16 protein-coding genes are annotated in these 21,977 nt (G+C 64.6%); 14 read left to right on the top strand and 2 right to left on the bottom strand.

Annotated features, from left to right (window positions below; all coding sequences use genetic code 11):
• The 6 genes from mrdA (at position 1) to ABS769_RS08170 (ending at position 9,716) form a co-directional block, all read left to right on the top strand.
• The gene (gene mrdA, locus ABS769_RS08195) at positions 1 to 2,061 is read left to right on the top strand and encodes a penicillin-binding protein 2 (RefSeq protein WP_006451889.1); all 2,061 of its coding nucleotides are present in this window, start codon (positions 1 to 3) and stop codon (positions 2,059 to 2,061) included.
• Entirely contained in the window at positions 2,058 to 3,176 is a 1,119-nt protein-coding gene (gene rodA / locus ABS769_RS08190) for a rod shape-determining protein RodA (RefSeq protein WP_023905164.1), read from the top strand. The genes mrdA and rodA overlap by 4 nt, the downstream gene beginning before the upstream one ends.
• Before the next feature lie 812 nt (positions 3,177 to 3,988).
• Positions 3,989 to 5,395, top strand: coding sequence for a glycoside hydrolase family 28 protein (locus ABS769_RS08185; RefSeq protein ID WP_350498139.1), 1,407 nt, complete (start codon positions 3,989 to 3,991; stop codon positions 5,393 to 5,395).
• Positions 5,396 to 5,687: 292 nt separating this feature from the next.
• Positions 5,688 to 6,827 carry a lytic murein transglycosylase B gene (mltB, locus tag ABS769_RS08180; RefSeq protein ID WP_317061241.1) on the top strand — a complete coding sequence of 380 codons (1,140 nt, stop codon included), beginning with the start codon at positions 5,688 to 5,690 and terminating at the stop codon, positions 6,825 to 6,827.
• On the top strand, positions 6,824 to 8,224 hold the full coding sequence (locus ABS769_RS08175) for a septal ring lytic transglycosylase RlpA family protein (RefSeq protein ID WP_317061240.1): 1,401 nt from the start codon (positions 6,824 to 6,826) through the stop codon (positions 8,222 to 8,224). Before mltB ends, ABS769_RS08175 begins: the two co-directional genes overlap by 4 nt.
• A gap of 286 nt (positions 8,225 to 8,510) precedes the next feature.
• Positions 8,511 to 9,716, top strand: a complete 1,206-nt coding sequence (locus ABS769_RS08170) for a D-alanyl-D-alanine carboxypeptidase family protein (protein ID WP_317061239.1) — start codon at positions 8,511 to 8,513, stop codon at positions 9,714 to 9,716.
• Between the two features lie 123 nt (positions 9,717 to 9,839).
• Here the strand turns inward: ABS769_RS08170 and ABS769_RS08165 are convergent, their stop codons facing one another.
• Positions 9,840 to 10,901 (bottom strand): lipid A deacylase LpxR family protein, encoded by a 1,062-nt coding sequence (locus tag ABS769_RS08165; RefSeq protein ID WP_317061238.1) that lies wholly within the window; start codon positions 10,899 to 10,901, stop codon positions 9,840 to 9,842.
• Positions 10,902 to 11,174: 273 nt separating this feature from the next.
• On the opposite strand from ABS769_RS08165, the gene ABS769_RS08160 reads away from it, so the two are divergent.
• The 4 genes from ABS769_RS08160 to ABS769_RS08145 all read left to right on the top strand — a co-directional run bounded on the left by ABS769_RS08160 (position 11,175) and on the right by ABS769_RS08145 (position 15,584).
• Positions 11,175 to 11,453: a YbeD family protein gene (locus ABS769_RS08160; protein WP_006449336.1), complete on the top strand. Its 279-nt coding sequence runs from the start codon at positions 11,175 to 11,177 to the stop codon at positions 11,451 to 11,453.
• Positions 11,441 to 12,139: a lipoyl(octanoyl) transferase LipB gene (gene lipB, locus ABS769_RS08155; RefSeq protein WP_317061237.1), complete on the top strand. Its 699-nt coding sequence runs from the start codon at positions 11,441 to 11,443 to the stop codon at positions 12,137 to 12,139. The genes ABS769_RS08160 and lipB overlap by 13 nt, the downstream gene beginning before the upstream one ends.
• A gap of 15 nt (positions 12,140 to 12,154) precedes the next feature.
• Positions 12,155 to 13,168 carry a lipoyl synthase gene (gene lipA, locus ABS769_RS08150; protein ID WP_023905152.1) on the top strand — a complete coding sequence of 338 codons (1,014 nt, stop codon included), beginning with the start codon at positions 12,155 to 12,157 and terminating at the stop codon, positions 13,166 to 13,168.
• A gap of 256 nt (positions 13,169 to 13,424) precedes the next feature.
• A complete protein-coding gene (locus tag ABS769_RS08145; RefSeq protein WP_174556036.1) occupies positions 13,425 to 15,584 on the top strand; it encodes a carboxy terminal-processing peptidase in 2,160 nt (719 codons plus the stop codon).
• Positions 15,585 to 16,125: 541 nt separating this feature from the next.
• Here ABS769_RS08145 and ABS769_RS08140 read toward each other — a convergent pair.
• Positions 16,126 to 17,001: an endonuclease/exonuclease/phosphatase family protein gene (locus ABS769_RS08140; protein ID WP_317061236.1), complete on the bottom strand. Its 876-nt coding sequence runs from the start codon at positions 16,999 to 17,001 to the stop codon at positions 16,126 to 16,128.
• Positions 17,002 to 17,171: 170 nt separating this feature from the next.
• Between ABS769_RS08140 and ABS769_RS08135 the strand changes: the two genes are divergently transcribed.
• From ABS769_RS08135 to ABS769_RS08120, 4 genes are all read left to right on the top strand, one after another.
• Positions 17,172 to 18,227 carry a bifunctional nicotinamide-nucleotide adenylyltransferase/Nudix hydroxylase gene (locus tag ABS769_RS08135; protein ID WP_317061235.1) on the top strand — a complete coding sequence of 352 codons (1,056 nt, stop codon included), beginning with the start codon at positions 17,172 to 17,174 and terminating at the stop codon, positions 18,225 to 18,227.
• Positions 18,228 to 18,355: 128 nt separating this feature from the next.
• Positions 18,356 to 19,759 carry a nicotinate phosphoribosyltransferase gene (locus ABS769_RS08130; protein ID WP_317061234.1) on the top strand — a complete coding sequence of 468 codons (1,404 nt, stop codon included), beginning with the start codon at positions 18,356 to 18,358 and terminating at the stop codon, positions 19,757 to 19,759.
• Between the two features lie 22 nt (positions 19,760 to 19,781).
• A complete protein-coding gene (locus ABS769_RS08125; protein WP_317061233.1) occupies positions 19,782 to 20,882 on the top strand; it encodes a hypothetical protein in 1,101 nt (366 codons plus the stop codon).
• On the top strand, positions 20,875 to 21,939 hold the full coding sequence (locus ABS769_RS08120; protein WP_317061232.1) for a DNA methyltransferase: 1,065 nt from the start codon (positions 20,875 to 20,877) through the stop codon (positions 21,937 to 21,939). Before ABS769_RS08125 ends, ABS769_RS08120 begins: the two co-directional genes overlap by 8 nt.
• Positions 21,940 to 21,977: the final 38 nt, after the last annotated feature.

The following is a 21,977-nucleotide window of genomic DNA, read 5'->3' as shown; positions in this document are numbered from 1 at the left end:
ATGCACGGGCGTCGTCACCCCAAGAACCCGCATGCGGAGGCCGAGCAGTTCCGCCGGCGTGCGGTGCTGGGCTTTGTGATGGTGGTGGTATGCCTGGTCGGCCTGGGCGGCTGGTATTTCAAGCTGCAGGTGCTCGACCACGAGGTCTACGCCACCCGCTCGGAAGCCAACCGCATCAAGCCCAAACCGGTGGTGCCCGGGCGCGGCATGATCTACGACCGCACCGGCCGGCTGCTGGCCGAAAACGTGCCGGCCTTCCGTCTAGATGTGACCCCCGACAAGGTCACCGACATGGCCGCCATGCTCGCCGCGCTGGGCAAGGTGATCCCGATCGCGCCCGAGGATCTGGAACGCTTCAATCGTGAGCGCAAGGCGCGCCGCAGCTTCCTGCCGGTGACGCTCAAGCTGCGCATGAGCGATGAGGAAATGGCGCGCTTTGCAGTGGAGCGCTGGCGCTTCCCCGGCGTGGAGCTGGAGCCGTATCTGACACGGCGCTATCCGTTCGGCCCGTTGTTCGCGCACATCATCGGCTACGTCGGCCGCATCGACGAAAAAGACCTGGCGGTACTGGGCGAGGGCAATGCCGCGCTCACCCACATGGGCAAGTCCGGGCTGGAGCGCTATTACGAGCAGGATCTGCGCGGGCAGGTCGGTTACGAGCAGGTCGAAACCAATGTGCAGGGACGGGCGATCCGCACCGTCGGCCGGGTCGCGCCGCAGTCGGGCGCGGACCTGCGGCTGTCGGTGGATGCCGACCTGCAGCGCGCGATGGTGGCCGCGTTCGGCGAGCACGAAGGCGCGGCGATCGCCATGGACCCGCGCACCGGCGAGATCCTAGGCATGGTCAGCCTGCCCAGCTACGACCCCAACCTGTTCGTCAACGGCATCTCGCATACCGACTTCCGCATGCTCAACGACAACCCCTCGCGGCCGCAGTTCAACCGGCTGGTGCTAGGCGGCGTGGCGCCGGGCTCCACGCTCAAGCCGCTGATCGCGCTGGCCGGGCTGGATAGCGGCCTGCGTCGGCCGGAAGACCGGGTGTTGTCCACCGGCATGTTCTACCTGCCCGGCGTCAGCCGCGGCTGGGGCGACTCGCACCGCGGTGGCCATGGCTGGACCGATCTGCGCAAGTCGATCGCCCAGTCGGTCAATACCTATTACTACCGCCTGGCGGTGGACATGGGCATCGAGCGCTTCGACCACTACATGGGCGGGTACGGCTTCGGTGCGCCCACCGGGGTGGACTTGCTCGGCGAAATCGGCGGCATCCTGCCGTCGCCGGCCTACAAGTACAAAACCCGCAAGGAGCGCTGGTACCCCGGCGATACCGTCAATATCGCCATCGGTCAGGGCGACTGGAAAGTGACCCCGTTGCAGCTGGTGCGCGGCATCTCGGGGATCGCCAGCGGCCTGCTGCAGCGCCCGCATCTGGTGCTGGAAGAGCGCACCGGCTTCGATCATCCGTGGCAGCCGATGATCCAGCCGCCGGGCAAGCCGATCAGCCCGAATCCTGCGCATGTGCAGGTGGTGCGTGAGGGCATGATGGACACCATGCGCCCGGGCGGCACCGGTTATGCCATCACCCCCGGCGCGCCTTACCTGATGGCCGGCAAGACCGGCACCGCGCAGGTGGTCAGCCGCAGGGGCGTGGCGGCGGTGGACCCGCGCAGCCTGCCGATGCATTTGCGTCACCGCGGCCTGTTCGTCGGTTTCGCACCGGCCGACAACCCGGTGATCGCGGTGGCGGTGGCGGTGGAGGGCGGCGGCTTCGGTACCAGCTCGGCGGCGCCGATCGCACGCAAGATTTTCGACGCCTGGCTGCTGGGCAAGATGCCCGCCGGCCTGGAGCCGCTGGACAGCGAGCTCGGCATGACCGCCGTAGGCGTCAACCAGTTCGAGGCCGGCGCCACCGATGCGCGTGCGGCCGGCGATGCGGCCGCGGCCACGCTGGCCGAGTTGCCGGTGGTGATCGGCCAGACTGCCGTGGCATTGGACCCCAACACGCCGGCGCAGCCGGTGGTGCCGGATGTGCCCGATGCGGTGCAGGAGACCGACCATTGAGTGACATCCTGCGCTGGCTGGTGGACATGGTTGCGCGCTTCACGCGCAGCCTGGACTGGGTGCTGTGCCTGGCGCTGGGCGCGCTGATGGTGATCGGCCTGTCGGTGCTCAAGAGCGCCGGCGGCGCCGCCAACGGCGACCATCTGGTGATGGCGCAAGGAGTGCGCTTCGTCATCGGGCTGGCCGCGATGTGGGGCATTTCGCGGATGTCGGTGCTGCGCCTGCGCGCCTGGACGCCGTGGGTGTACGGCTTGTCGATGCTGCCGCTGCTGGCGGTATTCGCACTGGGCACCGGCAAGTACGGCCGCCAGTGGCTGGATCTGAAACTGTTCTACCTGCAGCCGGCCGAGTTGCTCAAGATCAGCCTGCCGATGATGGCGGCCTGGTATCTGCATCGCATGCCGCTGCCACCGCGCATCTCCACCGTGTTGGTCACCTGCATGATCATCGGCGTGCCCACTGCCCTGATCATGCTGCAGCCGGACTTCGGCACCGGCGTGCTGATCGCCGCCAGCGGCGTATTCGTGCTGCTGTTGGCTGGGCTGCCGTGGTGGTGGGTGGCGGTGGGCGTGGGCGGTGTTTCGGCGGCCGCGCCGGTGGCCTGGTTCTGGCTGCTGCGGCCATACCAGAAGGACCGCATCATGATGTTTCTCAACCCGGAAAACGATGCGCTCGGCGCGGGCTGGAACATCATCCAATCCAAGATCGCGATTGGCTCCGGCGGTTTCGACGGCAAGGGCTGGGGACTGGGTTCGCAATCGCATCTGAACTTCATTCCCGAGCAGACCACCGACTTTGCGTTTTCGGTGCTTAGCGAAGAATTCGGCTGGATCGGCGTGGCCACCGTGCTGACCTTGTATCTGATCGTGATCGGCCGCTGCCTGTGGATCGCCTCGCAAGCGCGCGACACCTATTCGCGGCTGATGGCCGGTGCCACCGGGTTGGCGTTCTTCGTCTACGTGCTGGTCAACGGCGGCATGATTTCCGGCCTGCTGCCGGTGGTCGGCGTGCCGATGCCGCTGATGAGTTACGGCGGCACCTCGGCCGTGTCATTGCTGGCCGGATTGGGCCTGGTGATGGCGGTCAAGGCGCATCGTCCTGTGCATGGGTATTGAGCCGGCGTGTCGTGCGGCTAACGGCAGCTGGCAAAACTACTGCGCTCACCACAGATGGGTGCGGCTGGCGTTCTGGTTCCCACCTGCACGCAACCAAGTGGGTGAGGGCATTGCGGCCTCGACCGACTAAAGCTTTTGACCTGAGCTTCTAGCTGCATCTAAAACCGCTACTGCTTAACCAGTGTGTCGAAGTGATTCGACAGTGCGGATGGATCAGTTGTAAAGCGGGTGATCTGCGGCTTTGCTGCAGGGCCCTTGCCCGCCCACCGCCGCGGGACACGCCGCAAGTACGTCCATGTAGGCTCTTCTGCGGCATCCATGCCGCATAAGGTCCCACGGCGGTGAGCGGGCAAGGACCAGTCGAGATGGTCGGTGCGTGGTTGCGAGCAGTTGCGCGGCTGTTCGATGAGGTGCGGTCTGATCAGCTCCTTTCGATCCGAGCAAGCCACTGCTGTCCCGACATCGTCGCACGCGTCAACGAAGGTGCATGTGGTCAACACGTTGCGGCCATCGCTACAGCGTTCGAGTGATTTTGTTGGTCGCATTAAGCACGGAGCGCTGCATGCGCCACACGCATGCGACACGCACATGTCATGCAGCTGACGCTTCGCAAATCGCGCAGCGTTCTGCGCGCTGCGTTGCAATGACGAAACACCGTCGCGGTGCCGCTTCGTTCGTGCGGTGCCGGGTTCGCTTGCATTGCGCATGTGCGGAGCTTGCTCCGTAGAGTCCGTCACACCGCTGAGTTTGCCGCGGCCGGGTCGCGTTGCTTCAGCAGGCACGCGCCATTCCTCTCTCAAGTGATCTTCTTCATGAAATTGCTAACCGCCGCCATCGGCGGTGTCTGTCTTACGCTCGCCGCACAAGCCGGCGCCATCAACCTTGCAACCGGCGATCCGCGCGCTGTCTCCGAGCCGGCGATTCCTGCCACCTGCCAGCCGGTGAGTGCCAGCCACACGCCGAGTGGGCGCCTGTTCGACGCTGCATCGGAAAGTGCGCCGCCGGATACCAAAACCATCCAGGCCGCATTGACCGCCTGTACCGGCAAAAACGGCAGCGTGCTGCTCAAGGCCGGCACCGGCACTGCGTTTCTCAGCGGGCCGCTGTCGATTCCCACCGGCGTCACCTTGGTCATCGATCAGGGCGTCACCCTGTACGGCTCGCGCAATCCGGCCGACTACGGTAGCGGCTGCGGCACTGCCGGTGCCAAGAGCGGTGGGTGTCTGCCGTTGATCAGCGTCAAGGGCCTCAAGTCGGGCGTGATGGGTGTGCGTACCGGCGGGCGCCAGGGCACCATCGACGGCCGCGGCGATCTGCCCATGCTCGGCAAGAACACCACCTGGTGGGAATTCGGCGAAAACGCCAAGAACGCAGGCCAGGTGCAGAACAGCCCGGACCTGATCAAGGTGCAGAACTCCAACACCTTCACCCTCTACAACGTTAATCTGATCAATGCGGCGTACTTCCATTTCTTCGCGCATATCGTCGATGGCCTGACCATCTGGGGCGTGCGGGTGAAGTCGCCGGCCACCAGCCCCAACACCGATGGTCTGGACCTGGACAGCGTGGTCAACGCCAGCCTGGTCGATAACGATGTGATGGGCGGCGACGACTGCGTGGCGATCAAGACCATTGCCTCCAAGTCCGGCAACATCAGCGTGCGCGACAACCGCTGTTACGGCACCCACGGCATCTCGATCGGCAGCGAAGTGATGTCCGGGGTCAACAATGTGCTGATCGAAAACAACGCCATCACCTCCACCGACGATGCCGGCAACCGCAGTACCAACAACAACGGGCTGCGCATCAAGACCAGCATCGTCAAGGGCGGCCCGGTCAGCCTGATCACCTATCGCAACATCTGCCTGTTCGGGGCGACCAGCCCGCTGGTGATCAACCCGTTCTATTCGACCGGTGGTAGCGGGACCAAGCCCAGTTTCAAGGAGATCGTGGTCAACGGCTTGCGTACCACTGGCGATGTCGGCCTCAAGGGCAAGGGCTGGATCCTGAAGGGCTTCGATGCGCAGACGCCGCTGGATCTGGTGCTGGCCAATCTTGCGACAGGCAACACTGCCGTCACTGCCAGCAATGCGCAGATCGGGCTGGTCAACAGCGACCTGACCGCCGAAAAGCTGGGCGCAGGCGTCACTACCGCCCCCGTGCAACTGAGTGGCGCAATCCAGACCTGCTCGACGGCACCGCGTTTCCCGGCACTGTGATCGATTGATCGGGCGTGGCCGGCGTTTCGGCTGCGCCTGATTTTTTTCGAATGCCGTTTGCGAAAAACGATGCAGCGCCGAGAGGTGCTTCATCGTGGGGACTGAGGGAATCCCCGATTCCATCGCAGCGGACACATCCGGGCCTGCATGGAGGTTTTTTTTCGTGCTGCGCCCCCGTGAGGTGTCTTGCAAGCTTGTGCCAATGCTGCGGCATGCCTTGACTTCGGCTAAAGCTCTTTCGTTTCATGGTCTTATTGCCAGAAGTTCATCTGGTCTCTGTTACTCTCGGCCGATGATTCGACGCACCCTGACCTGCCTGCTCACCCTCGGCCTTGTCGCCTGCGCGACCCAGCCCAGCCCTCCGACCCCGCCGCCGGCCGCCAGCGCGCCCCCGGCCAAGCCGCCGAGCGCCCCGGTCGCGCCCGCCAGTGCCGCCGCCGAAGCGCCCGCGCTGCCGCCGGTGGACCTGACCCCGGTGCCGTTCGAGATCGCACGTGCCAATTTCGTGCGCGACACCGCCGCCAAGTACGGCATCGACGCCGCCCAGATCGAAGCGGTGCTGGCGCAGGCGCAATTCAAGGACGCGATCGTTACTGCGATGTCGCGCCCGGCCGAGCGGGTCAAGCCGTGGAACGAATACCGGCCGATGTTCATCACCCAGGCGCGCATCGATGGCGGCCGCAAGTTCCTGGCCGAGCATCGCGCCGAACTGAGCAAGGTCGAAGCGGCCACCGGCGTGCCGGCACAGGTGATCGTGGCCATCATCGGGGTGGAAACCAGCTATGGCAGCAACGCCGGCAAGTACCGCGTGCTGGATGCGCTATACACGCTGGCATTCCGCTATCCGCGCAGCGGCGACCCGGCCAAGCTCGAACGCGAAGTGCGTCGCGAGCTGTTCTTCCGCGATGAACTCGGCCAGCTGTTCGCGCTCGGCAAGGAAGAGCAACTCGATGTCACCACGCTGATCGGCAGTTATGCCGGCGCGATGGGCATGGGCCAGTTCATGCCGTCCAGCTACCGCCAGTTCGCGGTGGATGGCGATGCCGACGGCAAGCGCAATCTGTTCACCGACCACAACGACGTGTTCGCCTCGGTCGCCAATTACTTCGTCAAGAAGGGCGGCTGGGTGCGCGGCGGTCAGGTCGCGGTACCGGCCACGCTGACGGCCGGGCGCGAGGAGTTCAATCCTACCGATTGGTCGCCGGTGTACACGCTGTCCGATCTGTCCGCGCGTGGCTACCACCCGAATGCGCCCGTAGTGGCGGGCAGCACGGCGACCCCGATCACCCTGGACGATGCCAACGGCAAGCAGTACTGGCTGGGCTTCCAGAATTTCTACGCGATCACCCGATACAACATTTCCAAGATGTACGCGATGGCCGTGTTCCAGCTGTCCGAGGCCATCGCCGGCAAGGAGTTACCCCCGGCATGAACAGCATGACAGGCCCCAAGTGGCTGATCCCGATGGCGCTGATGCTCGGCCTGGCGGCCTGTAGCAGTGCACCGAAGAAGAGTTCGGGCAGCGCAGGCAGCGGCGCGATCAAGGGCGTCAAGGTCGAAGGCAAGGGGCCGGCGTATGTCGCCACCGGATGCCCGTCGAGCTCGCCGTATGCGGCAGCGAAGGAAGATCCGTCCACGCGTGGCGATTACACCGCCGGCGGCCTGTACAAACCCGGCGTCAAGGACACCACCCCGGACCACGTGCCCAACGTGGCCTGCATTCCCGAGCCGCTGGTCAGCAACGAGCCGCGCTCGGCGGTGGGCAATCGCTCGCCGTACGAAGTGCTCGGCAAGCGCTACGTGGTGATGGACAACCCCGGCGACTATGTCGAACGCGGCACCGCCTCGTATTACGGCAGCAAATTCCACGGCCGGCTGACCTCCAACAAGGAGGTCTACGACATGTACGCCTTCACCGCCGCGCACAAGACCTTGCCGCTGCCCAGCTTCGCGCTGGTGACCAATACCGACACCGGCGACTCGGTGGTGGTGCGCGTCAACGACCGCGGTCCGTTCCACGATGGCCGCGTGATCGATCTGAGCTACGCCGCTGCGGTGAAGCTGGGCATCACCGGCAAGGGCACCGGCAATGTCGAAGTGCGCGGCCTGACCGAAGCCGACAACGGCAATCTGCTGGCCAAGCGCCGCAATGGCGTAGCACCTTTCGCTACCGGCGTTGCCGCAGCGCGGCCGGCCTCGGGCGGCAGCCAGATCGATGGTCTGGTGCAGCGTCTGCCCAACGGCACGGTTGCTCCGCGCGCGGTGGCTGCAAGTTCGGCTGCCGTGCCGGTGGCCACATCGATCGCCGCCGCGCCGGTTACTGCGGCAGGTGAGCGTTGGCGCTATCACGTGGCCGATTCGCGCCAGCCCGGCAATCCGGACAATTTCGATGCGTGGATGAAGTCGCAGGGCGTGCGTGTTGCGACCGGCAAGCCGGCAGCGGTTGCGCCGCGGCCGGCATCGGCCACGGTATCGACGCCTGCGCCTGCCGCACCGGTTGCGGTCGCGGTGGTCAAGCCTGCAGGCAGCGCGCCGCTACGTGTGACCAGGCCCGAACCGGTGCCTGCCAAGGCACCCAGCGTTGCCGAAACCGCACTCGGCGACATCCTGTTGCAGGTCGCCAGTTTCGCCAGTCGCGAAAACGCCAATCGCGCGCTGTCGCAGCTGGCCTCGGCCGGCATCGCCGGTGCCAGCGTCAGCGACATCGTCAGTGGCGGGCGCACCCTGTGGCGCCTGCGCGTCAACGCACGCGACCACGCCAATGCCTCGGAAATCGCCCAGCGCATTGCCGGGCTGGGTTTCGGGCGCCCGCAAATCGTCGCCAATTAAGCGTTGCGTCTTAAGTGCAGCGATCAAGGCAGCCGCACAGTCGTCGACTGGCGCGGCCGGCAGGGCTGGCGCACGGAATCGGCTGGCCCACTCGCTCACTCTGGATGCAGCGTCGTCTGCCTCGCTCGATCCCGACGCGCGCTGCTGTAGGCATTCTCGGCCCCCACGGTTACGACAACGCTGAACTCTGCAAGCGTGCACGCCCTGCGGCGCGTCGCCTTGATCGCCATCGCACCTTACAATTTCGCATTACCCAGCCTTCGGGCCCGTCAGGAGTCGTTCTTCAATGAAATTCCGCTTCGCCGCCGCTGTCGTGGCCACGTTCGCCTTCGGCCTGGTCTGCGCGCAGACCCCTGCGCCGCAGCCGACGCCTGCCGTTGCCGCTGCGCCGGCCGCCGTCCCGGTTCCGCCCGCACCCGCGCCGGCGGTGTCCAAGTCCTGGATCCTGATGGATTACGCCACCGGGCAGGTGCTGGCCGGTGAAAACATCCACCAGCAGCTGGCGCCGGCCAGCATCACCAAGGTGATGACCTCCTACGTGGTCGCTGCCGAGATCAAGAACGGCAAGGTCAAGCGCGACGACCAGGTCATGATGAGCGAGCGCGCCTGGCGCGAGGGCGGCGCCGGCACCGACGGCAGCTACAGCGGCTTCCCGGTCAACCAGGCCGCGCGTCTGGAAGATATGGAAAAGGGCATGGCGATCCAGTCCGGCAACGACGCCGCGATCGCCCTGGCCGAGCATGTCGCCGGCAGCGAAGAAGCCTTTGCCTCGCTGATGAACAGCTACGCCGCCAAGATCGGCATGAAGGATTCGTACTTCGTCAACGCGCACGGTCTGAGCGCTGAAGGCCATCATTCCACCGCCTACGATCTGGCCATGCTGGGCCGCGCGATGGTGCGCGATTATCCGGAGACCTACGCCTACAACAAGATCAAGGAATTCCAGGTCGGCACGATCAAGCAGAACAACCGCAATCTGCTGTTGTGGCGCGACCCGGCGGTGGACGGCATCAAGACCGGCCACACCTCTGAAGCCGGCTATTGCCTGCTGAGCTCGGCCAAGCGCGGCGATCAGCGCCTGGTGGCGGTGGTGATGGGCGATTCGTCCGAGCGCCAGCGTGCCGACGACAGCCTGGCACTGCTCAACTGGGGCTTCCGCTTCTTCGAGACCCACAGCCTGTACGCACCCGGCAAGGTCGTGACCAAGCAGGAGGTGTGGAAGGGTGAGCAGGACGAATTGCAGCTGGGCGTGGCTCAACCGCTGCTGGTCAGCCTGCAACGCGGTCGCTACAACGACCTTAAGCCCAGCATGGAAGTGGCCAAGAATCTGCAGGCCCCGATCAAGAAGGGGCAGCAGATCGGCACCGTCAAGGTCAGCCTGGACGGCAAGATCATCGCCCAGGCCCCGCTGGTGGCGATCAACGCCGTCGATGAAGGCGGGTTCTTCAAGCGCCTCTGGGATGCGTTCTGGATGTGGTGGGAATCTGAGTAAAAAAATGCCGGCGAAAGCCGGCTTTTTTTTTGGAATCGAGAATGGGGAATCGGGAATCGGTAGATGCAGGAGCACAGCGTTTGCTCTTGCGATTCCCGATTCCCCAATCTCGATTCCCAGCCCTCAAAGCATCCGGCTGATCGTGAAACTGCCATACACCGGCGTTTCGCGCTGGGTATCGAATTCGCGGGTGCGGTGATAGCGGGCGATGGCGAATTTCCAGCGGCCGTACATCACCGCCAGGCCGTAACCCACGTCGCCGACGAACGCGCGCTTGTCCACGCTGTGGCTGCTGCGGAAGGTGTTGCCGTCCAGGGTGATGTCGCGCAGCACCCAGCGCGCATCGGTGGTCACGAACAGATGGCCGGACCAGCCGCTGGCACGTCCCAGGCGGCTGGGCGCGGTGTTTTCGCCGGCCGGCCGGGTCGGGGTGCTGCCGAAATCGTCCGGCAGCTTCCAGCCAAAGCGCGCTTCGCCGCCGGCATTCAAATGCGTGGCCATGTTGCCGACCGCGCCGCCCCAGTGCGAAATGAAATCCCAACCGAAGCCGTCTGCATTGGCCGCCGCATCGCCCGGCCAGCGGTGCATGCGCTCGTGCACCAGATTGATCAGCGGCTCGTTGTGCAGCTGGTTGTCCCAGCCCTGGAATTTCTCATCGCCCAGCGCATCGTGGATCGCATCCTGCGCTTCCTGTGCAAACGCCCACGGGCCGACCACGCCGATCTGCAACTGGGTCGTGCGCAGGTGCGCATCGTTGCGCGCGTTGTAGCCGAAGCTCGCCAGCAGGATGCCCGCATACGGGCGATCGTCGGGAATCACATCGCGCCGGGTGGAATCGGTCGGGGTGAAGATCCCCTGGCCAATCGAGAACACCATGTTCTGCTGGTCGAACTCGCCCGGATGCAAACGTTCCAGATAACCGTTGACCCAGCGCGCGGTACGCGGCAGGCAGGGGTCGTCGGTGTAGTCGACCAGGTTGGGCGACACCAGCGTCAGCACCGCGCCATTGGAATAGCCCTGGTCCTGATCCTCCCCGCCGAACAAATCGTTGTCGACCCGGAAATTCACCGCCGGCGGGGTCCGTCCCAGCCTGCTGGAGTCGCATTGATCAGCCGCCAGGGCCGGCATCGACAGCCCGGTAAGAGAAAGCAGCAGGGAAGCAGACAACGCGCGCGGTCGAAGCATGGAGGGCCTGGAAAGGTAGGAAAGGACGGTGTTCGGCAAAGGTGCCTGCGGCCGCTGCTGCGCCGCGTGAATGTGCCGGGAGCTGGAGCATTCTCTGCTTGTGCTGTCCTGTAGAGAACTATCACCAGCAAGTAGATGTGTTTGGTCCGGGACTGTAATGGCAGTGTTTTGCTAAAACGTTGGGGCCCCTCACCCGGCTGTTGGCAGCAACAAGCTCATCAGCTCGACAGCTGAAGGCTTGGGTTTGCCCGCCAGCGGCCCGATAATGGGCGGATGGAAATCAGCTCCGACAACCCCGATCACGGCTTCCAGTTTCCCGGCACCTTCGAGCTCACCGCCATGGGTGCGGCCGAACGCGGGCTGGAAACCGAACTTCCGCGTCTGCTCGCCGCGACTGGCGTCGAGTTGTTGGAAGAAAGCATCAGCTGGAAGCATTCGTCCACCGGCAAATACGTGTCCATCCGGATCGGCTTTCGCGCAGAGGACCGGGCGCAGTTCGATGCCGCCCATCAGGCGCTGCGCGAACACCCGGAAGTGAAGTGGACGCTGTAGCGGCCGAGCCTGTGCTGGCAGCGGTTCCGGTCCTGCCGACGCAACTGCGCGATCTCGGCCGCCAGGACTACGCGCCGGTATGGCGTGCGATGCAGCGTTTCACCGATGCGCGCAATGAGCACACTGCCGACGAGGTGTGGGTGGTCGAGCATGCGCCGGTGTTTACGCTGGGCCAGGCCGGCAAACCCGAGCACGTGTTGGCAGCCGGCGACATCCCGGTGCTGCAGGTCGATCGCGGTGGCCAGGTCACCTATCACGGCCCCGGCCAGTTGGTGGTCTATCCGCTGCTGGACCTGCGCCGGCTCAAGATCGGCGTGCGCGATTACGTGTGCAAGATCGAGCGGGCGCTGATCGACACCCTGGACGAATGGAACATCGTCGCCGAGCGCCGCGAGGGCGCGCCCGGCGTGTACGTGGGCGGGGCCAAGATCGCCGCGCTCGGGATCCGGGTGCGGCGCGGCTGCACCTTCCACGGTTTGTCGTTCAACGTGGCGATGGATCTGGAGCCGTTTCACCGCATCAACCCGTGTGGCTACCAGGGCCTGCAAGTGACCTCGGTGCTAGACTTGGGCGGCCCTTCCGGGATGGACGCCGTCAAGGCGGTGCTGCTCGATCAGCTGGCGCGCCAGTTCGGTCTCGTGTTGCAGCCTGTTTCCGCATTGCCCGACCTTTCGCTTCCGGCCTGAGCGCCCGTTATTGCCATGACCCAGCCTATCGCCCGTTCCATCCCCTTGCAGGTCGTCTCCGGCGACACCGCCGCGCCTGCGCCGCTGCAGACCGGCGTCAAGCAGATCGGTGGCGACAAGATCAATCGCTCGCCGGTGCAGTTCGTCGATGCGCCGGTGCTGCGCAAGCCGTCTTGGATTCGCGTGCGGATTCCGTCCGGCAACGCGGTGCAGAACCTCAAGGCCAAGCTGCGCGAAAACCGCCTGGTCACGGTCTGCGAAGAAGCCAGCTGCCCGAACATCCACGAGTGCTTCAGCCATGGCACCGCGACCTTCATGATTCTGGGTGAGGTGTGCACGCGGCGCTGCTCGTTCTGCGATGTGGCGCACGGCCGGCCCAAGCCGCCGGACGCCAGCGAGCCGGCCAGCCTGGCGACCACCGTGGCCGACATGGGCCTGAAGTATGTGGTGGTGACAAGCGTGGATCGCGATGACCTGCGCGACGGCGGTGCCCAGCATTTCGTCGACTGCATTTCGGCCATCCGGGTCAGCTCACCCAAGACCCGCATCGAGATCCTGACCCCGGATTTCCGTGGCAAGGGCCGCATGGACCGCGCGCTGGAGATCCTGGCGTTGAGCCCGCCGGACGTGTTCAACCACAACATCGAAACCGTGCCGGACCTGTATCCGAACGTGCGTCCGGGTGCTGACTACCAGTGGTCGCTGACCTTGCTGCAGCGCTTCAAAGCGCAGCACCCGTCCATCGCCACCAAGTCCGGCATCATGCTTGGCCTGGGCGAGACGATGGAGCAGGTGCAGGCCACCTTGCGCGACCTGCGTGCGCACGATGTGGACATGATCACCATCGGCCAGTATCTGCAGCCGACGCCGCACCATCACCCGGTGATGCGTTACTGGACGCCGGAGGAGTACAAGGCGCTGGAGGACTACGGCAATGCGCTGGGCTTCAGCCATGTCGCCTCCGGGCCGATGGTGCGTTCATCGTATCACGCCGACCGGCAGGCAGCCGGGGCTGGCGTTGCGGCCTGAGGTCAGCACTGGCAGTCGAGCAAGCCACACGGCCCTGCGCTCAGCGCGGGGCCGTGTCGTATCCGGGCCATGCGTCTGCGCGCGCAGGGTACGGTCGCGTTCACAATCCGCTACAGGCCCGGCGCTAGGCTGATTCAGCAGCGGATGACAAGGCCAGCAACTTTCGGCACTGTCATGCTGTCTGATCCGTTCACCGCCTTCCTTTCATCGGCCCCGTGCCGAGAGCCATTCGATGACCTACAACGTTTCTACGTCCATGAAGGCCGGCCTGCTGGCGCTGGTGTTGACCACTCCGATGGCCTTGCTCGCACGCGCCGATACGGCGTTGCCGGCGGCAGCCACGCCCGACCAGGCCACCGCGACCAAGCTGGTCTACGGTCTGCTCTCCGACAGCCGCTATGCCTACCGTCCGCGCACGCTGGACGAGGCGATGTCCAAGGACGTCTTCAAGCGCTATCTGGAAACGCTGGACGGCAGCAAACAGTTCTTCACCCAGGCCGACATCGATAGCTTTGCGCCGTTGCAGACGGGCGTTGGCGATGCGCTGCGTGGCGGCAATCTGGAACCGGCGTTCCAGGTGTTTTCGGTCTACAAGAAGCGCGTCGATCAGCGCGTCAAGTACGCGCGCGATTTGCTCAAGCAGGACTTCGATTTCTCCGGCACCGACAAGTTCGAGTACGACCGCAAGGACGTGCCGTGGGCGGCAGACGACAAGCAGCTGGACGTGCTGTGGCGGCAGTCGGTGATGAACGATTGGCTGCGCCTCAAGCTGGCCGGCAAGAAGCCTGACGACATTCGTAAGACGCTCGATAAGCGTTACGTCTCGCTGGCCGACTCGGTCAAGCAGCTGAAGGGCGAGGACGTGTTCCAGTTCTTCGTCAACGCCTATACCAATGCGGTCGATCCGCACACCGATTACTTCACCCCGCGCACCGCTGAGACCTTCAATCAGCAGATGTCGTTGTCGCTGGAAGGCATCGGCGCGCAGCTGCAGAAGCAGGACGACATGGTGGTGATCCGCGAGGTGATCCCGGGTGGTCCGGCGGCAGTGGATGGCACGCTCAAGCCGGGCGATCGTATCGTTGGCGTGGGCCAGGCCAAGAATGGCGCGATCGAAGATGTGATCGGCTGGCGCATCGACGATGTGGTCGCCAAGATCCGCGGCAGCAAGGACACCCAGGTGCGCCTGGAGTACATCCCGGCCGAGTCGGGTATCGACGGCAAGCACCGCACCGTGACGCTGACCCGGCAGAAGGTGCGTCTGGCCGAGCAGGCCGCCAAGGGCGAGACCATCACGTTGCCGGCCAAGGGCAGCGAGCCGGAACGGCGTATCGGCATCATCAAGTTGCCGGGCTTCTATCAGGATTTCGAAGGCCGTCGTCGTAATGCGGCCGACTATGCCTCGGCAACGCGCGACGTGGCCAAGCTGCTGGCCGGCTTCAAGACCGACAAGGTCGACGGCGTGGTGCTGGACCTGCGCAATAACGGCGGCGGTTCGCTGGACGAAGCCATCGAGCTCACCGGCCTATTCATCCAGCAAGGCCCGGTGGTGCAGGTGCGCGAATCCGGCGGCCGCGTCACCGTCAACGGCGACAGCGATCCCAAGGTGGCATGGGACGGCCCGCTGGGCGTGTTGATCAATCGCGGTTCGGCATCGGCATCGGAGATCTTTGCCGGCGCCATCCAGGACTACGGCCGCGGGTTGGTGATCGGCGAGACCAGCTTCGGCAAGGGCACGGTGCAGAACATCGTTGATCTTGATCGTTGGCCGGCTGCCGAAGGTCAGCGCTATGGTCAGGTCAAGCTGACGATTGCGCAGTTCTTCCGCGTCAGTGGTTCCAGCACCCAGCACAAGGGCGTGGTGCCGGACATCGCATTCCCGGCCAGTGTGGATGCTACCGAGTTCGGTGAGAGCACCTACGACAACGCGCTGCCGTGGACACGCATCGCCGCCGCGCCGCATACCCAGTACGGCAACTTCGCGCCGCTGTTGCCCAAGTTGCAGGGCCTGCATACCGCGCGTATCGCCACCGACAAGGAATTCCAGTGGTGGGAAGAAGACGTCAAGCAGTTCCGCGATGAGAAGGCCAAGAAGTTCATCTCGTTGAACGAAGCCGAGCGCGTTGCCGAGCGTCAGAAGCAGGATCAGCAGCGCAAGGATCGTCAGCAGGTGCGCAAGCAGCTGGGCCTGCCGCTGGACCCGCTTGCCGAAGACAGCGACGACGGCCTGACCGGCAACGAGCGCGACATCGTCAAGGACACCGCACGCGAAAAGGCCGCAGAAAAGCGTCCGGATCCGTTGTTGCATGAATCGGCCGCGATCATTGCCGACGCGCTGGGTCTGCTGTCGCAGGACCAGCCGTTATCGGCGCAGGTGTTGCCGCAGTCGACTGCGCCGGGACGTTGGGCTGATTGATCTTGGTGGATTGTTTGTAGTGCAAGAAAAGCCACCGCATGCGGTGGCTTTTTTTTGATGCCGACTAAGAGCAGCTTTAAGAGCGGATGACCTGTGGTTTTGCTGCAGGGCCCTTGCCCGCCCACCGTCGCGGGACACGCCGCAAGTACGTCCATGTAGGCTCTTACGCGGCATCCATGCCGCGTAAGGTCCCGCGACGGTGGGTGGGCAGGGACCAGTCGAGATGCTCGGTGTGCAGAGTTGCAAGCAAGGCATGACGCGTTGTCTGGATAACTGCGCATCCGATCAGCTTCGCAACGCAAGGAAATCACCAGCCGGCTTTCAACATAGCAGCCGAATAACTCTCTGGTGCGGTGTCGCTGCTTGCGGGACCGTGTGGCGGCATGGATGCCGCCACCGAGCCCCCAGGGAGGGGTTCACGGCGTGTCCCGCGAGCGGTGAGGGCACCGAGCCCTCGACGACCTGAGCTTTGATTGTTGATCTGTTGCTTGGCTGCAGGGCCTTGCCCACCTAGCATCGCGGGACACGGGCTGTCGCGATGTTACTGAGGCCAGGCAAGTTCGGCCAGCACCGGATAGTGGTCTGACGGCAGCACGCCGCCGGGGCGCTGATCCAATGTGGAAAAACGCGTCGGTGTGAGGCCGCGGAACAGGATCCAGTCGATGCGTCGGGTCGGGTGGGTGGTGAAATCCTGGAAGGTTTTCTCCGGGCCTTGCCGCTTGGTCGCATGTGCGCGTGCATCGCCAAGTACAGCGGTGAGCGCGCGGTAGGTGCCGTTGTCGGGATCGCTGTTGAAGTCGCCGGTCACCACCACCGGAATGCCGGCAGGCAACGCTGCGATGCGTGACAGGATCACGCGTGCGCTGTGCTCGCGCGCTGCTTCGTCCTGGTCGCGGTGAGCGAAGTGGGTGTTGAACAGATAGAAGCGGCGCTTGTCGCTGCGGCGCTCGAACAGCGCCCAGGTGGCCATGCGCGGCAGGTCGGTGTTCCAGCTGCTGCTGCCGGGAATTTCAGGCGTTTCGGACAGCCAGAAGTCGCCTGATTCCACCACGCTCAGGACACGGCTGTCGTAGAACACCCCCATATGTTCGTCGCTGCCATCGGCGCGGCGGCCTTTACCGAACCAGCGGTAATCGGGTAATTGTGCTGCCAGATACTGCGCCTGTTCTTTGACCAACTCTTGCGTGCCGAAGACATCGGGGTGCTGTTCGATCAGCGCGACCATCGCCGTGCGTCGTACCTCCCAACGTTTGTCGCCGTCGGTATCCACCGGCACACGCACGTTGAACGACATCACGCGCAGTGGTGCAGGCGCAGGCGCGGCCAATGCAGATACTGCGATGCACAGCACTGCGAGTGCAGCGAGCAAGCAACGTGGCACAACGCGAAGGGATTGGCGTGTGGATTGGCGTGGCATACAGGCGAATTCCTGATAAGGACAGACTGCCAAGTCTAGTCAGCTGGCATGACCGATAGATCACTATGCATCGCTGCATCGCAGGCTTGACGCCGCCGCACATCGGCGTAGCATTTGCAGCAAGCCAACGGATAGACCGCTGGCTGACCACTCAACCGTGAGGGATTCTCATGGCACCGCAGTACGACTATCTCGTGTTTATCGGGCGTTTCGAGCCCTTTCATAACGGCCACGCCGCCGTCGCCCGCCACGCGCTGGGCAAGGCGAACAAGCTCATTGTGTTGATCGGCTCTGCCGACACGCCCCGTACCATTCGCAATCCGTGGACCGTTGCCGAACGCGCGGTGATGATCGAGTCCGCGTTGCCGGGCGAGAGCGCCCGGTTGATAGTGCGGCCATTGCGCGACCATCTCTATAACGAAAGCCTGTGGATCGCCGACGTGCAGCGTCATGTGGCGGAAGCCGTGCAGGCCGATGGCGGCACGCTCGATGCACGCATCGGTATGATCGGCATGGACAAGGATGCCAGCAGTTATTACCTGCGTGAGTTTCCGCAGTGGCCGCTGGAAGATGTGCAACACACCGCCACGCTGTCGGCCACCGAGTTGCGTCGTTATCTGTTCGAAGCCGGCGAGATCGGTTTCCACGGTGGCTTGCTGATGTTGCGCGGCAATGTGCCGGCGCCGGTGTACGACATGCTGGAAGCGTTTCGACGTAACTCCCCGAGCTATGCGCAGTTGGTGGCCGAGTACCGTTTTATCGAGCAATACCGCGCCGCGTGGAAGGACGCGCCGTATGCGCCGACCTTCGTCACCACCGATGCGGTGGTCGTGCATTCGGGCCATGTGTTGCTGGTGCGTCGTCGCGCCGAGCCGGGTAAGGGGTTGTGGGCGTTGCCGGGTGGTTTCATCGGCCAGGACGAAGGTCTGCTGGACGGCTGCATGCGCGAGCTGCGCGAGGAAACCCGGCTCAAGGTGCCGGTGCCTGTGCTCAAGGGGTCATTGCGCGGGCGCCAGGTGTTCGATCATCCCGAGCGCAGCCTGCGTGGACGCACCATCACCCATGCGTTCCATTTCGAATTTCCGGCCGGCGAGTTGCCTGCGGTACGCGGCGGCGACGACGCCGACAAGGCGCGCTGGATTCCGATCGCCGAAGTGATGGCGATGGGGCCGCGCTTGTACGAAGACCATCTGCATATTCTTGAATTTTTCCTGGGCCGTGGCTGAGAGCGACACCACCTGCTGCGTGCTGCTGCTGACGATCAAGCAGCCGCTCGCACCGTGTGTCGGCTTGAACCATGACCTCCCGCCGGCGGATAGACCGCTGGTTCACTCGACGCGAAGGAGCTTCCGTCATGCACTACCTCGATAACCTGCTGCTCAATACCGACAGCTACAAGGCCAGCCACTGGCTGCAATACCCGCCCGGCACCGATGCGGCGTTTTTCTATGTGGAATCGCGCGGTGGCGTGTACGACCAGACCGTGTTCTTCGGCCTGCAGTCGATCCTGAAAGAAGCCATCAACCGGCCGGTGACGCACGCCGATATCGAGGATGCGAAGGAACTATTGACCGCGCATGGCGAGCCGTTCAACGAAGCCGGCTGGCGCGATATCGTCGACCGTCTTGGCGGCCAGTTGCCGATCCGCATCCGCGCCGTGCCCGAAGGCGTAGTGGTGCCCACGCACAACGTGTTGATGACCATCGAATCCACCGACGCCAAGGCGTTCTGGGTGCCGTCGTATCTGGAAACCTTGTTGCTGCGCGTGTGGTACCCGGTGACGGTGGCCACGGTGAGCTGGCAGGTGAAGCAGATCGTGCGCGATTACCTGGAGCGCACCAGCGACGACCCGGAAGGACAGCTGCCCTTCAAGCTGCATGACTTTGGCGCGCGTGGCGTGTCCAGTCTTGGCTCGGCCGCCCTCGGTGGCGCGGCGCATCTGGTGAATTTCCTCGGCACCGATACCTTGTCGGCGTTGTTGCTGGCACGCGCGCATTACCACACGCCGGTGGCGGGGTTTTCGATTCCCGCCGCCGAGCACAGCACCATCACCAGCTGGGGCCGCGAGCGCGAGGTGGATGCGTATCGCAATATGCTGACCCAGTTCGCGCGCCCCGGCTCGCTGGTCGCAGTGGTGTCGGACAGCTACGACATCTACCAAGCGATTCGCGAGCATTGGGGGACCACGCTGCGCGATGAGGTGATTGCCTCGGGCGCGACGGTGGTGATCCGCCCCGATTCCGGCGACCCGGTGGACGTGGTCGAACAGTGCCTGCTGCTGCTGGACGAAGCCTTCGGCCATCAGCGCAACGGCAAGGGCTACAAGGTGCTCAACCATGTGCGGGTGATCCAGGGCGATGGCATCAATCCGCAATCGCTGCACGCCATTCTCGAACGCATCACTGCCGCCGGGTATGCCGCCGACAACGTCGCCTTCGGCATGGGCGGTGCGTTGCTGCAGAAGGTGGACCGCGACACGCAGAAGTTCGCGTTGAAGTGCTCGGCGGTGCGTGTGGACGGGCAATGGATCGATGTCTACAAGGACCCGATCACCGACAAGGGCAAGCAGAGCAAGCGTGGTCGATTGACGCTATTGCGCGATCGCGACGATGGCAGTTATCGCAGCGCCTTGCTAGACGAAGTGGCCGCCAGCGCGGACAGCGAAGATGCGTTGGTGACGGTGTGGGAAAACGGTGTGATGCAGCAGGAGTGGACCTTGGAGCAGGTGCGCGCGCGTGCCGACGCCGCGCGTCGCTGACGTTCGGCGCGCAGGCAGCGTCATGGACGCTTCCATCGACGAGGCTTCGTTGCTGTCTGCATCGCCACTGTTGGCCGGGCTGCGTGCTGCGGCGCCCAGCCTGCGGCGGCGCGTGCCGCAGCAGAGCGAGACAAGCCGATGGCATGCGCTGCGCATCGGCGAGCGCGCGTATCGGGTGGCGTTGCCGATCACCTTTACGCCGTATGCGTCGGTGCGGCCGTGTTCGGCGCGCTGCGGTTTCTGTTCGGAAAACCTGCGCCAGCACGGCGGCGGCCTGGCCGCAGCTATGTTGCGTCCGGGGCGGGACTATTTCGCACAGTTGAGCGCTGCGTTGCAGCTGCTGCACAAGGTGCCGTTGTCGTATTCCTTGTCCGGGTTGGAGATGACCGACGATCCGGCTTGGTTGCAGGCCTTGCTGCACACCTTGTCAACAACGCCCAACGGCCCGCGTGTGGAGCAGCGCGTGCTGTACAGCAATGGTGCCGGGTTTGCGCGTGCGCAGGGTGCGCAGTTGATCGATGCCTTGGTGGACTTCGGCCTGTCGTGGATCGAGCTGTCGCGTCACCACCCGCTGCAGGCGGGCAACGACGCGATCATGCGCTTTCGCCCCGACGAGCCGATTGCCGATACGGCCACTTTCGCGCATACGGCACGAGGCATTGCGGCGCGCGTGCCGGTGCGACTGGTCTGCATCGTGCAACGCGGTGGTGTGGACAGTGCCGATGCCGTGGCGCAGTACATCGCGTGGGCGCGCAGCTGTGGCGCCAGCCAGGTGATCTTTCGCGAGTTGTCGCGTCTGGACGATGCGTATCGCAGCAATGGCACCTGGCATTATATCGCGCAGCATCGCATCGGCATGGAAACCTTGTTGGCGCAGTGCATGCAGCAGCCGTGGTGGTCGCGTTGGCAAGCGGACGGCATGACCGAGGGCTATTACTTCTGGAATCTGCGCATGCGCAGTGAGGACGGCCTGGAAGTGGTGTTCGAAAGCGCCGACTACGCGGCCATGCACGCGCGGCATGCGAGCGGCGACCTCTACAAGCTGGTGTTCTTCGCCAACGGCCGTTTGTGCGCAGGTTGGGATCCGGATGCCGATGTGCTGTGGGACCCAGCCGATGGATGAACTCGATCAGCACAGCTGGTGGACGCCGACGCCGGACGACCCCGCGTGGGCACTGCCCGATGACCTGTGCGCAGTCGATCCGTTTGGCGGGCGCGACTGTGGCTGGGTCAACCAGATGCGCCCGTTCGTACGGCATTTCAGTGCGCCGGGGGAGCAGGTGTTCGATCCGTTCTGCGGTTTCGGCAGCACGCTGCTGGCTGCGGCGCTGGAAGGGCGCAACGCGCATGGCATGGAGATCGACCCTGCACGTGCGCAACTGGCGCGCACGCGCCTGCAACGGCATGCCGTACAGGCGCCGGTCGTGGTCGGCTCGCTGGTCGACACCGCGCCTGCTGCGGCGATCGATCTGTGTCTGACCAACGTGCCGTATTTCGGTTGCCACTGGCGCGGCCAAGCAGTGCCTGGGCAGCTGTATGCCAGTGCCGACTACGCGGGCTATCTGTTCGGCATGCGCGGGGTATTGCATGCATTGCGAAAGCGGCTGCGGCCGGATGGCTTCGGCGTGGCGATGGTGGAAAACGTCGTTGTCGGCGGGCGGGTGATCCCGCAGGCGTGGGATCTTGGGCGGATCCTCGCCAGCCTGTTCACGCTGCGCGAGGAACGGGTGCTGTGCTACCAGCGGCCGGGCGCAGCGCTGACGCATGCCGGCACGCAAAGCAATCGCAGCCACGAATACGCACTGATTTTCCAGCATTGCCGTCCGCGGCTGGACCTGCAGCAGGCGGCGCAGTTGCTGCAGGCGGTGCGGGCACAAGGCCTGCCGGTAGTGGTGCACGGGAGCTACGCGCGTTGGTTGGAGTCGCCGGACTTGGTGCCCCAGGTTCCGGCCGATCTGGACCTGATCCTGCAAGCCGAGCAGCCACTGTGGGACCGCCTCACCGGTTGGCTGCAGGCACTGGGATTCGCGTTGAGCCTGTGGGGCGAGCCGTGCCGGGCGCCGGTGGCGCTGGCCGCGGTGCGTGCGCACCACTATCTGCGCGCCGAGCGCATCGGCGCAGACGGTAGCCGCCTGCAGCTGGACCTGCAATTGCCGGCGGATGAACCGCCGTTGCCCTGATCCGGCAACGCCACGCCACGCGCACATGGGTTGCGGCT

Origin of the sequence: Xanthomonas hortorum (genome assembly GCF_040279205.1) — a bacterium.
In the GTDB taxonomy this organism is placed as follows: Bacteria; Pseudomonadota; Gammaproteobacteria; order Xanthomonadales; family Xanthomonadaceae; genus Xanthomonas; species Xanthomonas hortorum_F.
The sequence above is the reverse complement of the archived record's forward strand: the minus strand, read 5'-3'. Positions and strand labels throughout refer to the sequence as shown.